General features: G+C 61.1%; 11 protein-coding genes. All 11 read left to right on the forward strand.

Going from position 1 to position 15,394, the window contains the following annotated elements:
• Window positions 1-333: 333 nt before the first annotated feature.
• Window positions 334-1,650 carry a nucleotide sugar dehydrogenase gene (locus SOP85_RS02470; protein ID WP_274073922.1) on the forward strand — a complete coding sequence of 439 codons (1,317 nt, stop codon included), beginning with the start codon at window positions 334-336 and terminating at the stop codon, window positions 1,648-1,650.
• Between the two features lie 198 nt (window positions 1,651-1,848).
• A complete protein-coding gene (gene alg8, locus SOP85_RS02475; RefSeq protein ID WP_406592065.1) occupies window positions 1,849-3,330 on the forward strand; it encodes a mannuronan synthase in 1,482 nt (493 codons plus the stop codon).
• Between the two features lie 36 nt (window positions 3,331-3,366).
• Complete coding sequence (locus tag SOP85_RS02480) at window positions 3,367-4,536, forward strand: alginate biosynthesis protein Alg44 (RefSeq protein WP_274073923.1); 1,170 nt, start codon at window positions 3,367-3,369, stop codon at window positions 4,534-4,536.
• A gap of 9 nt (window positions 4,537-4,545) precedes the next feature.
• Window positions 4,546-6,057 carry an alginate biosynthesis TPR repeat lipoprotein AlgK gene (gene algK, locus SOP85_RS02485; RefSeq protein WP_406592064.1) on the forward strand — a complete coding sequence of 504 codons (1,512 nt, stop codon included), beginning with the start codon at window positions 4,546-4,548 and terminating at the stop codon, window positions 6,055-6,057.
• A complete protein-coding gene (locus tag SOP85_RS02490; RefSeq protein ID WP_274073925.1) occupies window positions 6,054-7,538 on the forward strand; it encodes an alginate export family protein in 1,485 nt (494 codons plus the stop codon). The genes algK and SOP85_RS02490 overlap by 4 nt, the downstream gene beginning before the upstream one ends.
• A 26-nt stretch (window positions 7,539-7,564) precedes the next feature.
• The gene (algG, locus tag SOP85_RS02495; protein ID WP_274073926.1) at window positions 7,565-9,139 is read left to right on the forward strand and encodes a mannuronan 5-epimerase AlgG; all 1,575 of its coding nucleotides are present in this window, start codon (window positions 7,565-7,567) and stop codon (window positions 9,137-9,139) included.
• Window positions 9,140-9,149: 10 nt separating this feature from the next.
• Window positions 9,150-10,601 (forward strand): alginate O-acetyltransferase, encoded by a 1,452-nt coding sequence (locus SOP85_RS02500; protein WP_323625982.1) that lies wholly within the window; start codon window positions 9,150-9,152, stop codon window positions 10,599-10,601.
• 8 nt (window positions 10,602-10,609) lie between these two features.
• The gene (locus tag SOP85_RS02505; RefSeq protein WP_323625983.1) at window positions 10,610-11,722 is read left to right on the forward strand and encodes a mannuronate-specific alginate lyase; all 1,113 of its coding nucleotides are present in this window, start codon (window positions 10,610-10,612) and stop codon (window positions 11,720-11,722) included.
• 207 nt (window positions 11,723-11,929) lie between these two features.
• The gene (locus SOP85_RS02510; RefSeq protein ID WP_274073929.1) at window positions 11,930-13,495 is read left to right on the forward strand and encodes an MBOAT family O-acyltransferase; all 1,566 of its coding nucleotides are present in this window, start codon (window positions 11,930-11,932) and stop codon (window positions 13,493-13,495) included.
• Window positions 13,496-13,506: 11 nt separating this feature from the next.
• On the forward strand, window positions 13,507-14,682 hold the full coding sequence (locus SOP85_RS02515) for an alginate O-acetyltransferase (RefSeq protein ID WP_274073930.1): 1,176 nt from the start codon (window positions 13,507-13,509) through the stop codon (window positions 14,680-14,682).
• Window positions 14,683-14,699: 17 nt separating this feature from the next.
• The gene (locus tag SOP85_RS02520; RefSeq protein WP_274073931.1) at window positions 14,700-15,356 is read left to right on the forward strand and encodes an alginate O-acetyltransferase AlgF; all 657 of its coding nucleotides are present in this window, start codon (window positions 14,700-14,702) and stop codon (window positions 15,354-15,356) included.
• Window positions 15,357-15,394: the final 38 nt, after the last annotated feature.

The raw sequence follows: 15,394 nt of genomic DNA on the forward strand, positions 1-15,394 counted from the left end.
TTAATATCCCCTGCAAGGCCAAGGCCGCGTCCCTATAAACGTGCCCACCCGGGCACCAAAACGCTTGATCTACGGGCTTTCGGCCTGACATCGAGCGTGCAGGAACATTGCACGAACTTCTTCTGAACAGAGGACGCGCTGCATAACAGGGCAAGTCATAACAACAAGGCCTAGTTGCGCACACCTTGAGTGCACTTATTTAGACACTCGGAACTTTTATGCCAGCACGCGGTATTGTCGCGCCTGCCAGGCGTAACTTCCGCGTGCACTATAACCGCTGAACACCATTAACTCCGGCCATCTAATGGCTTGATCAACACTGAGGTAAATGCGATGCGCATCAGCATATTTGGTTTGGGTTACGTAGGCGCTGTCTGTGCCGGCTGCCTGTCTGCACGGGGCCATGACGTCGTTGGCGTCGATGTTGCCAAAGACAAGATCGATATGATCAATGCCGGCAAATCGCCGATTGTTGAACCAGGCCTGGGCGAACTTCTGGCCCAGGGTATCCAGACCGGTCGCCTGCGTGGCACCACCAACTTCGCCGAGGCCATTCGCGACACCGACCTGTCGATGATCTGCGTCGGTACGCCGAGCAAGAAGAACGGCGATCTGGAACTGAACTACATCGAAGCCGTGTGCCGCGAGATCGGTTTTGTCCTGCGTGACAAGACCACCCGCCACACCATCGTGGTTCGCAGCACCGTGCTGCCAGGTACCGTGGCCAACGTGGTGATCCCGATTCTCGAAGACTGCTCCGGCAAGAAGGCCGGCGTCGATTTCGGTGTTGCCGTGAACCCTGAGTTCCTGCGCGAAAGCACCGCCATCGCCGACTACGACCAGCCGCCAATGACCGTCATCGGCGAGTTCGACAAGGCCTCGGGCGACGTTCTGCAATCGCTGTACGAAGAACTCGACGCACCGATCATCCGCAAGGACATCGCCGTTGCCGAAATGATCAAGTACACCTGCAACGTGTGGCACGCCACCAAGGTGACCTTCGCCAACGAGATCGGCAACATCGCCAAGGCCGTCGGCGTCGACGGTCGCGAAGTGATGGACGTGGTCTGCCAGGACAAGACCCTGAACCTGTCCCAGTACTACATGCGCCCGGGCTTCGCCTTCGGCGGTTCCTGCCTGCCCAAAGACGTGCGTGCCCTGACCTACCGCGCCGGCTCCCTGGACGTGGAAGCACCGCTGCTCAACTCGCTGATGCGCAGTAACGAGTCCCAGGTGCAGAACGCCTTCGACATCGTTTCCAGCCACGACAAACGCAAAGTCGCCCTGCTGGGCCTGAGCTTCAAGGCCGGCACCGACGACCTGCGCGAAAGCCCGCTGGTGGACCTGGCGGAAATGCTGATCGGCAAGGGCTACGACCTGAGCATCTACGACAGCAACGTCGAATACGCCCGCGTTCACGGCGCGAACAAGGACTACATCGAGTCGAAGATCCCCCACGTCTCGTCCTTGCTCAACGCCGACTTCGACGAAGTGATCAACAACTCCGACGTGATCATCCTCGGCAACCGTGACGAGAAATTCCGCGCCCTGGTGCAGAACGTTCCACACGGCAAGCAGGTGATCGACCTGGTCGGCTTCATGTCCAAGGCCACCAGCGTGACTGGCCGGACTGAAGGCATCTGCTGGTAACGCGGTATCTGTAGGAGCTGCCGCAGGCTGCGATCTTTTGGCGCAGGCGATGGCTAAAGATCAAAAGATCGCAGGCTTCGCCAGCTCCTACAGGGACTCTGGCGTCATCCAGAACGGGTGCCGCCAGTTTTCACAAGCCTGCCTTAACCCCATCGGGCCACCCCACAGGCTCGCCCGAGATCGAGACGGATGCAGATTATGCACAGGCTAAAGCACGGCCTACTCCAGGCCGCCGGTTGGCTGTTCTACCTGAGTTTATTGATGGGCATCGCCATGGCGCTGCCTGTGTCCACGTTCGACTCCGAGTCGAAGGACTTCATTTTCCTGATCGGTATCGTCGGTATCTGGCGCTACTCGATGGGTGCCACGCACTTTCTGCGCGGCATGCTGTTCCTGTACGTGGTCTACCCGCACCTGCGGCGCAAAGTGCGCAAGCTGGGCAAGGCGGCGGACCCGTCCCATGTCTTTTTGATGGTCACCAGTTTTCGTATCGATGCGCTGACCACCGCGCAGGTCTACAGCTCGGTGATCCGCGAAGCGATCGACTGCGAGCTGCCAACCACCGTGGTCTGCTCCATCGTTGAAATGTCCGATGAACTGCTGGTCAAGAGCCTGTGGAACCGGATGAACCCGCCTGCCCGGGTCAAGCTCGACTTCGTGCGCATTCCCGGTACCGGCAAGCGCGACGGCCTGGCCTACGGTTTCCGCGCCATCTCCCGCCACCTGCCGGATGACCGCGCCGTCGTGGCCGTGATCGATGGCGACACCGTGCTCGGCGAGGGCACAGTGCGCAAGACCGTGCCGTGGTTCCAGCTGTTCGGCAACGTCGGCGGCCTGACCACCAACGAGTTCTGCGAAGTGCGCGGCGGCTACATCATGAGCGAATGGCACAAGCTGCGTTTCGCCCAGCGCCACATCAACATGTGCTCGATGGCTTTGTCCAAGCGCGTGCTGACCATGACCGGGCGCATGTCGGTGTTCCGTGCCACCGTGGTGACCAACCCGGAATTCATCGCCGACGTGGAAAGCGACTCGCTGCAACACTGGCGCCTGGGTCGTTTCAAATTCCTCACCGGCGACGACAAGTCGAGCTGGTTCAGCCTGATGCGCCTGGGCTACGACACCTTCTACGTGCCGGACGCGGCGATCAACACCGTCGAGCATCCGCCTGAGAAGAGCTTCATCAAGGCCAGCCGCAAGCTGATGTTCCGCTGGTACGGCAACAACCTGCGCCAGAACTCCCGGGCCCTCGGCCTTGGGGTCAAACGCCTCGGTGCGTTCACCTCGGTGGTGCTGTTCGATCAGCGCGTGTCGATGTGGACCTCCCTGCTGGGCTTGACGGTGGCGCTGATCGCCAGCTTCAAGTACGGCACCGCGTTCATCCTGGTGTACCTGCTGTGGATCGGCATCACCCGCCTGATCCTGACCCTGTTGCTGTCCTGTTCCGGTCACCGGATCGGCCCGGCATACCCGGCGATTCTCTATTACAACCAGATCGTCGGCGCGCTGGTGAAGATCTACGTGTTCTTCCGCCTCGACCAACAGTCCTGGACTCGCCAGCCCACTTCCCTGACCCGTGATCTCGCCAGCTTTCAACGTTGGTTCAACACCTGGTCGTCTCGGACCATGACCTTCTCCGCCGGCAGCATTTTTGTCGCCGTGCTGCTGATGATGGTCTGACCGCCCCCTTATTGAATTAACCAGGAAATCGCCCATATGAATACCGCCGTCAACGCCAACGTAGTGCATGAATCCGAAGCCCAGCGCCAACACGCCCGAGTGAAAATCCCGGCCAAGCTGCGTTTCTTCGGCCCTGACCGTACGCCGGTCGAAGCGCGAGTGATCGACCTGTCCGCCGGTGGCCTGGCCTTCAATGCCGGGCAACTGCCACTGAAGATCGGCGACAAGTACAAGGCCCGCCTGCAGTTCGTCATCGACAACCTCGGCCTGGCCATGGACGTGGAATTGCAGGTGCGCTCCCATGATCGCGAGACCGGTCGTACCGGCTGCCAGTTCCAGAACCTGGAGCCGCAGGACATCTCGACCTTGCGCCACCTGATCACTTCGCACCTGGCGGGCGACATCGTCACCATCGGCGAAGTGCTGGCGACCCTGCAGCGCGACAACTTCACCAAGGCGCGCAAGATCAAGGACGGCGGCCACGGCATGAGCGCGTTCGGGCGCATGAAAGCAGTGACACTCAGCCTGGGGGTTTTCGTCGTCGGCCTGGCGGCGTTCGGCTTCATCTTCAAATCGGTGTACGGCATGTACTTCGTCAGCCACGCCCAGGCCGGCCTGGTCAGCGTGCCGGGTGTGAACATCACCATGCCCCGCGACGGCACCGTGCAGAGCCTGGTGAAAGGCGATGGCGTTGCAGCCAAAGGCGCACCGCTGGCGACCTTCAGCACCAGCATGCTCGACGTGCTCAAGGGTCACCTGGAAGACGATCAACTGGCCCCGGCCAAGGTTGAAGAGCTGTTCGGCAAGCAGATGACCGGCACCCTGACCTCGCCGTGCGATTGCACCGTGGCCCAGCAAATGGTCGCCGACGGTCAGTACGCCAGCAAAGGCGACGTGATCTTCCAACTGGTGCCACGCAATACCGAAGCCAACGTCGAGGCGCGCTTCTCCTATCGCCAGTTCGGCGACGTTCTGCCAGGCACCCCGGTGCGCTTCCAGATCGCCGGCGAAGACAAGACCCGCACCGGCAAGATCGTCAGCAGCACCAGCCTGAAAAGCGCCGACCTGTCATCCGACATCCGCGTCCTGATCCAGCCTGACGAAGCCCTGGACAGCAGCCTCGCCGGCCGTCCGGTGGAAGTGAACAGCGACCGTGGCCCGAACCTGAACTGGCTGATCGACAAAGCCATGGCTGCTGGTCTGTAACCGGAGGACATGCACGTGACGACGCCACCAATTCCAAGAACACCGCAGTCCCTGTGGGAGCTGGCCTGCCAGCGATTGGATCAATGCGGTACCGCTGGAACACCGAGTCGAATGCATCGCCAGCAGGCTGGCTCCCACATAGGATTGATGGTGTGCTCGCTGGCATTGGCAGTCAGCCTCGCCGGTTGCGCCGGCCTGCCCGACCAGCGCCTGGCCAACGAAGCGCTCAAGCGCGGCGATACCGCCACTGCCGCGGCGAACTACCAGCAACTGGCAGACCTGGGCTACAGCGAAGCCCAGGTTGGCCTGGCCGATCTCCAGGTCGACAGCCGCGACCCCGCGCAGATGAAACAGGCCGAGGCGACTTACCGCGCCGCGGCCAGCGTTTCACCCCGTGCCCAGGCACGCCTGGGTCGCCTGCTGGTGGCCAAGCCCGGCTCCACCGAAGCCGAACAGCACGAAGCCGAAGGCCTGTTGAAAAAAGCCTCGGCCGCCGGCGAAGGCAACACCCTGATCCCGTTGGCGATGCTGTACCTGCAATACCCGCACAGCTTCCCCAACGTCGACGCCCAGCAGCAGATCAGCCAATGGCGCGCCGAAGGCAAGCCGGAAGCGGGCCTGGCGCAAGTGCTGCTGTATCGCACCCAGGGCACCTACGACCAGCACCTCGACGAAGTGGAAAAGGTCTGCAAGGCCGCGCTCAACACCACCGACATCTGCTACGTCGAACTGGCCACGGTCTACCAGAAACAGGCCAAGCCGGAGCAACAGGCCGAGCTGATCAAGCAGATGCAGGCCGCTCACAGTCGCGGCGCCGTTTCCGCCCAGCGTGTCGACAGCGTCGCCCGCGTGCTCGCCGATCGGACCCTGGGCACGCCCGACGAAAAAACCGCGCAGTCGCTGCTTGAACCCATCGCTCCAGGCTACCCGGCCTCGTGGGTCACCCTCGCGCAACTGATCTACGACTTCCCGGAACTCGGCGATGTCGACCAGATGATGAAGTACCTGGACAACGGCCGCGCCGCCGACCAACCGCGCGCCGAGCTGTTGCTGGGCAAGCTCTACTACGAAGGCAAGATGGTCCCGGCCGACGCCAAGGTCGCCGAGGAACACTTCCAGAAAGCCGTCGGCCGTGAAGTCGCCGCCGATTACTACCTTGGCCAGATCTATCGCCGTGGCTACCTGGGCAAGGTCTATCCGCAGAAGGCCCTGGATCATCTGCTGACCGCTGCGCGTAACGGCCAGAACAGCGCCGACTTCGCCATCGCCCAACTGTTTTCCCAAGGCAAAGGCACCAAGCCTGACCCGCTCAATGCATACGTCTTCAGCCAGTTGGCCAAGACCCAGAACACCCCGCAAGCCACCGAGCTTGCGCAAACCCTCGAAGCCCAACTGCCGCCTGCGCAGCTGGCCGAGGCCCAGCGCCTGTTGAAACAGGAACAGGCGGTTCGCGGCAACTTGAGCCAGAACACGCTGCAACTGCACGCCCTGCAAGAAGAAGACGGCGAGGAATCCCTATGAAGTTGAATCCATTCATGAAGGCCGGTATCGGCCTGACGTTCGCGCTGATCTGGTCGTGCCCGACACTGGCGGCGATGACTGAAGAAACCAAGAACTACGGCCTGGACGTGAAAATCACCGGCCAGTCCGAAGACGACCGTGACCTCGGTACCCAGAGTGGCGGCGACGTCAATGGCCTGGGCCTCGACCTGCGCCCGTGGGTGTATGGCGAGAGCGGCGCGTGGAGCGCGTATGCAATGGGTCAAGCCGTGACGTCCACCGACATCATCGAGACCGACACCCTGCAGCAATCCGAAGGCACCGAAAACACCGTCAACAATGACCGCAAGACCAAGAAGAACTACCTGGCGATGCGCGAGTTCTGGGTCGGCTACAGCGGCTTCACGCCCTACCCTGGCGAAATCCTGAAATTCGGCCGCCAGCGTCTGCACAACGACGACGGTCAATGGCGCGACACCAACATCGAAGCCCTGAACTGGACCTTCGACACCACCCTGTTGCGCGCCAACGCCGGTATCGCCGAACGCTTCAGCGAGTACCGCACTGACCTGAAGGAACTGGCGCCGAAGGACAAGGATCGCCTGCACGCCTACGCCGATGCCGAATACCAATGGACACCGGGCCACTGGGCCGGCATTCGCGGTCATCACACCCACGATGACGGCAAGCTCGACTATCCGGAGCCGGGCGTGGCCGGCGATTCGCTGGACAAGAAACAGAACGGTGACATCAGCTGGCTGGGCCTGCAGGCCAACAGCGACGCCTACAACTGGCGCAACACCAACACGGTCAACTACTGGGGCAGCATCACCGGCATGAGCGGCGACCGTGACACGGTCAACCCTTTGAACGCCGATGGCACCGCACCGGCGCAAGCCAAGCACAGCGGCGACGTCGATGGCTGGGCCACCGACCTGGGCGTGCGTCTGCGCCTCGATCCGCAATGGCAAGTCGGTGCGGCCTACGCCCGTGCCAGCGCCGATTACGAACAGAACGGCCTGGAAAGCAACCGCTCGAGCTACACCGGTACCCGCTCGCGTGTGCACCGTTTCGGCGAAGCCTTCCGTGGCGAAATGAACAACATGCAATCGGCCACCCTGTTCGGTTCGTGGATGCTCAACGACGAGTACGACGCCAGCCTGATCTACCACAAGTTCTGGCGCGTCGACGGCAACAAGCCGATCACCAGCAACGGCATCGACGCCGTGCAGAACAACACCGACGACGTCACCGGCGCGGTGCTGTCCAGCACGTCCCTGCCTCTGAACGATGGTGATAAAGACCTCGGCCAGGAAATGGATCTGGTGGTCACCAAGTACTTCAAGCAAGGCCTGCTGCCGGCGGCATTGAGCCAGAAGATCGATGAGCCTTCGGCCCTGGTGCGCTTCCGTGGCGGTGTGTTCAAGCCGGGCGACGCCTACGGCAAGGAAGTCGATTCGTACATGCACCGCGCGTTCGTCGACGTGATCTGGCGCTTCTGATGCACATTGCGAAGGGAGTCCCCGACATGAACAGTGCCAAGAAAGGGTCCTTGACCTTGCTCGCCGGCGCCCTGCTGCTGGCCAGCGCGACTGCCTTCGCCAATGTGGAGCCGGCCGCCAAGCCGGCCACCATGGCCAAGGAGCTGCAACAGGCCAAGACCTATACCGTCAGCAGCGCACCGACCGCGCCGCTGGAGCTGGCCACGCCGAAACTGCCGGACACCTCGGGCTACACCGCCGAAGCCATCGCCGCAAAAGTCGTGCGCAGCAAGGCCGGCAAGATCAGCGTGCGCCGCATGATGCAGGAAGACGCCCTGAAGGACTTCATCGGCGGCGACAACAAGATGGCCGAGTGGGTCGTGCGTCAGCACGGCATCCCCCAGGCGATCTTCGTCGACGACGGCTACATGAACCTAAAGGACCTGGCGAAGAAGCTGCCCAAGCAGTACTTCAGCGAAACCTCGCCGGGCGTATTCCTGGCCAAGTTGCCGATCGTGGTGGGCAACAAGGGCATCCTGGAAATCGACAAGCAGACCCAGGAACTGCGCCTGTCCCAGGAGGCCGGTTCGTTCCTGGTCAACGACGGCCAGTTGTTCGTGCGTGATACCAAAATCACTGGCTGGAGTGAGAAGGCCAACGGCCCGGCGGCCTTCAAGTCGCCCAAGGAGTTCCGTCCGTTCCTGCTGTCCTGGGGCGGCACCGAGACCTACATCGCCAACAGCAAGATCGCCAGTTTCGGCTACGCCAACAGTAAGTCCTACGGCGTGAGTATTTCCCAGTACACGCCGAACATGGCCAAGGTACTCAAGCGTCCTGAGCCGACCGGCTGGATCGTCGGTTCCGAGTTCTCGGACATGTGGTACGGCTTCTACTGCTACGAAACCCGCGACTTCGTGGTCAAGGGCAACACCTACAAAGACAACATCGTCTACGGCATCGACCCCCACGACCGTTCCCACGGCCTGATCATTGCCGACAACACGGTGTTCGGGACCAAGAAGAAGCACGGGATCATCATTTCCCGTGAGGTCAACGACAGCTTCATCTTCAACAACCGCAGCTACGACAACAAGTTGTCGGGCCTGGTGATCGACCGTAACAGCGTGAACAATCTAATCGCCCATAACGAGATCTACCAGAACCACACCGACGGCATCACCCTCTACGAGAGTGCCGACAACCTGCTGTGGGGCAACAAGGTGATCAGCAACCGTCGTCACGGCATCCGCATTCGTAACAGCGTGAACATTCGCCTTTACGAAAACGTCGCCATGGCCAACGGTCTGACCGGCGTCTACGGCCACATCAAGGACCTGACCAACACCGACCGTGACATCAAGCTCGACCCGTTCGACGCCCAGGTGTCGCTGATCGTGGTCGGCGGTGAACTGGCGGCCAATGGCAGTGGCCCACTGTCCATCGACTCGCCGCTGAGCGTCGAGTTGTATCGCGTGTCCATGCTCGCCCCGACCAAATCCAGCGGCATCAGCTTCTCGGGGATTCTCGGCGAGCGCCAGGATGAAATTCTCGACCTGCTGGTGCGCCAGCAGAAAGCCGTGCTGATCGACCCTGTCGAACGCCAGACCGAAATGCGGGACTGAGGATAATTTTATGCACCCACACTTGATCAAATTACTCAGCCTGTCGGCCCTGACCGCCGGCATTCTCGCCGCCAGCGGTGGTGTTCGCGCCGATGAAGTGCAAGCACCGAAATTCAGCGCCGAGCCGTGCTGCAGCCTGTGCCCCGCCGCCCACGACGCGAAGAACTACACCACGCGTTACCAGCAGAACTTCACCACGCTGGTACAGGCCCAGGGCGACTGGTTGTTCCGTACGCAAGAAGACTTGCGCACCGAGTTCGACACCACACCTGCCGGCTACAAGCGCATGAAGCAACTGCACGATGCGTTCAAGAGCAAAGGCGTGGAGCTGGTGGTGGTTTACCAGCCGACTCGTGGCCTGGTGAACCGCAACAAGTTGAACCCGGCAGAAAAAGCCAGCTTCGATTTCGACAAGGCGCTGAAGAACTACAAGACCATGCTCGGCCGTTTCGCGCAGATGGGTTACGTGGTACCGGACCTGTCGCCGCTGACCAACGAGTCGCTGCCCGACACCCTGCCCGCCCACGATTTCTACTTCCGCGGCGACCAGCACTGGACGCCGTATGGCGCCCAGCGCACGGCAAAAATCGTGGCCGAAAAGGTCAAGCAGATCCCGGCCTTCGCCGACATTCCCAAGCGTGAATTCGAGACCCACAAGTCGGGTCGCATGGGCAAGACCGGAACATTGCACAACATGGCTGGTCAACTCTGTGGCACCAGCTACGCGATCCAGTACATGGATCAATTCACCACCGAGCCGAAAGGCGAAGCAGGCGATGGCGATCTGTTCGGCGATTCCGGCAATCCGGAAATCACCCTGGTCGGCACCAGCCACAGTGGCAAGAACTACAACTTCGCCGGTTTCCTCGAAGAGGCCATCGGCGCCGACATTCTCAACGTGGCGTTCCCCGGCGGTGGCCTGGAAGGTTCGATGCTGCAGTACCTGGGCAGCGAGGAGTTCCAGAAGAACCCGCCGAAGATTCTCATCTGGGAATTCTCGCCGCTCTATCGCCTCGACCAGGAAACCATCTACCGCCAGATGATGGCGCTGCTGGACAACGGTTGCGAAGGCAAGGATGCACAGATGTCCGCCAGCACCACGCTGAAGCCGGGCAAGAACGAGCTTATGGTCAACAGCAAAAACCTGAACCTGCGAAACAGCAGTCACCAGGTCGACATCCGCTTCGCCGACACCTCGGTGAAAACCTTGCAAGCCACCCTCTGGTACATGAACGGGCGCCACGAGGACATCAAGATCGACAAACCGGAAACCTCCGACACTGACGGACGTTTCGCCTTCGAGTTGCGCACGGACGAAGACTGGGCCTCGCAGAACCTGCTGGCCGTCGAAATCCAGGGCCCTGAAAAAGCGGGCACCGCGCCACAGAAAGTCGAAGCGAAAATCTGCAAACGCAACGTATTCCCGAACGCTGAGCAACGTACTGCTTCAGCCGGGCAATGAGGTCTGCTATGCGAAATCCGAAACTTGCAACACTGACGCTGTTGAGCCTGGCGATGTTCGCCGGTGCGACCCAGGCCGCGGCGCCACTGCGCCCGCCACAGGGCTATTTTGCGCCGATCGAGAAAGTCAAAACCGGCGACAAGAGCGACGGCTGCGATGCCATGCCGACGCCCTACACCGGCTCGCTGCAATTTCGCAGCAAGTACGAAGGTTCGGACAAGGCGCGTTCAACACTGAACGTGCAGTCGGAAAAAGCCTTCCGCGACAGCACCGCCGACATCACCAAGCTCGAGCGCGGCACCAGCAAGCGCGTCATGCAGTTCATGCGTGACGGTCGCCCGGAACAGCTGGAGTGCACCCTGAACTGGTTGACGGCGTGGGCCAAGGCCGATGCGTTGATGTCCAAGGACTTCAACCACACCGGCAAGTCGATGCGCAAATGGGCGCTGGGCAGCATGGCGTCGTCCTACATTCGCCTGAAGTTTTCCGACTCCCACCCGCTGGCCAACCATCAGCAGGAGTCGCAGTTGATCGAAGCCTGGTTCAACCGCATGGCCGACCAGGTGGTCAGCGACTGGGACAACCTGCCGCTGGAAAAAACCAACAACCACTCGTACTGGGCCGCCTGGTCGGTGATGGCAACCTCCGTCGCCACCAACCGCCGCGACCTGTTCGACTGGGCCGTGAAGGAATACAAGGTCGGCGCCAATCAGGTTGATGCGGACGGTTATCTGCCGAACGAACTCAAGCGTCAGCAACGCGCCCTCGCCTATCACAACTATGCCCTGCCGCCGCTGGCGATGATCGCCAGTTTCGCCCAGGTCAATGGTGTGGATTTGCGCCAGGAAAACAATGGCGCCTTGAAACGCCTGGGTGATCGCGTACTCGCCGGGGTAGAAGACCCGGATGAGTTCGAGGAAAAGAACGGCAAGAAACAGGACATGACCGACCTGAAAGTCGACTCGAAATTCGCCTGGCTCGAACCGTTCTGCACCCTCTACACCTGCGCGCCGGAGGTGCTGGAGAAGAAGCATGACATGCAACCGTTCAAGACCTTCCGCCTGGGCGGGGATTTGACCAAGGTCTACGACCCGGCCAACGAAAAGGGCAAGGGTTCCTAGAACGACGCATTCCCCCTGTAGGAGCTGGCTTGCCAGCGATGCGGTGTGTCAGTCGACATCAATGTTGGATGTCAGACCGAATCGCTGGCAAGCCAGCTCCTACAGGGATCGCGGTGGTTTTTGAATGCAATGTGCCCCCGGTTTTTCGTGGGGGGTTTGGGGGGGCCGTTGGCCCTTGAATGTAGCTTCAAACAAGGAGAGATCGGGATGGTTTTTTCGTCCAACGTGTTCCTGTTTTTGTTCTTGCCGATCTTTCTCGGCTTGTACTACTTGAGCGGGCAACGCTATCGCAATCTGCTACTGCTGATCGCCAGCTACGTGTTCTACGCCTGGTGGCGTGTGGACTTCCTCGCACTGTTCGCGGCGGTCACGCTGTGGAACTACTGGATCGGCCTGAAAGTCGGCGCCGCAGGCGTTCGGACCAAACCGGCGCAGCGCTGGCTGCTGCTCGGCGTGGCGGTCGACCTGTGCATCCTCGGCTACTTCAAGTACGCCAACTTCGGCGTCGACAGCATCAACGCCATGATGACCTCGGTGGGCCTGGAGCCGTTTATCCTGACCCATGTGCTGCTGCCGATCGGCATCTCGTTCTACATCTTCGAGTCCATCAGCTACATCATCGACGTCTACCGTGGCGACACCCCGGCGACCCGCAACCTGATCGACTTCGCGGCGTTCGTGGCGATCTTCCCGCACCTGATCGCAGGTCCCGTGTTGCGTTTTCGCGACCTCGCCGACCAGTTCAACAACCGCACCCATACCCTCGACAAATTCTCCGAGGGCTGCACGCGGTTCATGCAGGGTTTCATCAAGAAGGTGTTCATCGCCGACACCCTCGCGGTAGTGGCCGACCATTGCTTCGCCCTGCAAAACCCGACCACCGGTGACGCCTGGCTCGGCGCCCTGGCCTACACCGCGCAGCTGTACTTCGACTTCTCCGGCTACAGCGACATGGCCATCGGCCTGGGCTTGATGATGGGTTTTCGCTTCATGGAAAACTTCAAGCAGCCGTACATCAGCCAGTCGATCACCGAGTTCTGGCGCCGCTGGCACATCAGCCTGTCGACCTGGCTGCGTGACTACCTGTACATCACCCTGGGCGGTAACCGCAAAGGCACCCTGACCACCTATCGCAACCTGTTCCTGACCATGCTGCTCGGTGGCCTGTGGCACGGTGCGAACATCACCTACATCGTTTGGGGTGCATGGCACGGCATGTGGCTGGCGATCGAGAAAGCCCTCGGCCTGAACACTTCGCCACGCAGCTTCAACCCGATTCGCTGGGCACTGACCTTCCTGCTGGTAGTGATGGGCTGGGTGATCTTCCGTGCGGAAAACCTGCACGTGGCCGGTCGCATGTACGGCGCGATGTTCAGCTTCGGCGAGTGGTCGCTGTCGGAACTCAACCAGGCCAGCCTCACCGGCCTGCAAATCGCAACCCTGGTGGTGGCCTACGTGACTCTGGCGTTCTTCGGCCTGCGCGATTTCTACAGCAACCAGCCGCCAGTGAAGACCAAGCCTGAAGTGAATGTCGATGCCGATGGCCCTGCCGCCAGCGAACCCGGCCTGATCAAGGCAGCGCCTGGGGATAACCCGGCGAGCATCCACCAGCCTGGCTACACCGTTGGCGTCGATGCCCAGGTGCAACCGGCCTACTGGACCGCTGACTGGTCGCGCTACGCAATGCGCGCATTGGTACTGCTGCTGTTCATCGCCTCGATTCTCAAACTCTCGGCGCAAAGCTTCTCGCCGTTCCTTTACTTCCAGTTCTGAGGGATCTGACCATGACCCGCTCATTACGCATCTTCTACATCGCCCTGTTCCTGGTGACGCTGCTGGCCCTGGGCCTGTGGTCGGTCCGCAGCTTCCTCGGCTTCAGCACCAACGCCGATGCGACGGTGCTCAACGGCCGCTGGACCAAGGCCGTGGAGACGCACTACGACGACGAGTTCCCGATCAAGCGCCTGGGCACCAACCTCTGGGCCGCGCTGGACTTCAAGCTGTTCAACGAGGGTCGTCCGGGCGTCGTGCTCGGTCGCGACCAGTGGCTGTACAGCGATGAAGAATTCCATCCGACGGTCAACGAAGAGCTGAACCTGCAAGGCAACTACGCGCTGGTCGAAGGCGTGCGCCAGACCCTGAAAGACAAGGGCGTGAAACTGGTGATGGCGGTGGTTCCGGCCAAGGTGCGCCTGTACCCGGAACACCTCGGTGAAGTGAAACCGGCCAGCATCCACGCCAACCTCTACCAGGACTTCCACAAGCGTCTGGCCGCCGACCACATCCTTGCCCCTGATTTGCTGGGCCCGCTGCAAGCGGCCAAGCGCGACGGCAAGCAAGTGTTCCTGCGCACCGACACCCACTGGACTCCGGAAGGCGCCGAGATCGCCGCCAACCGCCTGGCCAGGACCATTGCCGACAAGTACCCGCTGAGCGGCGAACCGCAAAACTTCGTCACCGAGCCTGCGGAGAAAATCACCCACAAGGGCGACCTGCGTCTGTTCCTGCCACTGGACCCGCTGTTCGAAAACCTGATGCCGGCGCAAGAGCCTCTGCAGAAGCGCAACACCGTTGCCGCTGATGACCAGCCAGCCGCTGAAGACGCCCTGTTCGCCAACACCGAAGTGCCCGTGGCACTGATCGGCACCAGCTACAGCGCCAACCCTAACTGGAACTTCGTCGGCGCGTTGAAACAAGCGCTGCGCAGCGACGTGGTCAATTACGCCGAAGACGGCCACGGCCCGATCCTGCCGATGCTCAGCTACCTCAAAAGCGACGCTTTCAAGAACAGCCCGCCACAAGTGCTGATCTGGGAGTTTCCTGAACGCTATCTGCCTGTGAACAACGAAATCGGCGACGCCGACCCGCAGTGGGTCGCAGAGCTTAAACAAGCCGGCGCCCGCCAACAAAACGTAGCCATCAACACTAAATCCGAGACGCCCGACCGGGCGCAAAACTGAAAGAGAGAGGTACTACCATGACTTTCAAGACTACTCCTCGTCGTCTCGCCAAGACCTTTGCACTGGTTGCTGGTATGAGTGTGCTTTCGATGCAGGCCTTCGCCGGTGGCGATGCCGCACTGTACGGCCCGACCGCACCGAAAGGCTCGTCCTTCGTGCGGATCTACAACGCCAGCAACGCCGAAGTCAGCGCCACCGTCGGCAGCACCAACCTGAGCGATGTCGCGCCGCTGTCGAGCAGCGACTTCAGCTTCATGCCGGGCGGTGACTACAGCGCCAAGGTCGGCAGCCAGACCCTGCCGGTGAAACTGGCCGGCGACCACTATTACACCCTGGTCAACAACGCCAGCGGCGCACCGCAACTGATCGAAGAGCCGCCGTTCAAGAACAAGCAGAAATCCCTGGTGCGCGTGCAGAACCTCAGCGACAAGGCGCTGACCCTGAAAACCGCCGACGGCAAGACCGACGTGGTCCCGAACGTGGCCGCCAAGGGCCGTGGCGAGCGTGAAATCAACCCGGTCAAAGTCAGCCTGGCGCTATACGATGGCGCAACGAAAGTCGGCGACGTGAAACCGGTCGCCCTGGAACGCGGTGAAGCCGCCGTGCTGTACGTCACCGGCAGCGGCAGCAGCCTGTCGCCGGTCTGGGTAAAACGCCCGGTATCGACGCGCTAAGCGCGAGCTATTAGCTACAAGTCACAAGCTTCAAGCAA

The sequence above is a fragment of the Pseudomonas sp. YuFO20 genome, from assembly GCF_035064975.1.
Classification (GTDB): Bacteria; Pseudomonadota; Gammaproteobacteria; order Pseudomonadales; family Pseudomonadaceae; genus Aquipseudomonas; species Aquipseudomonas putida_AE.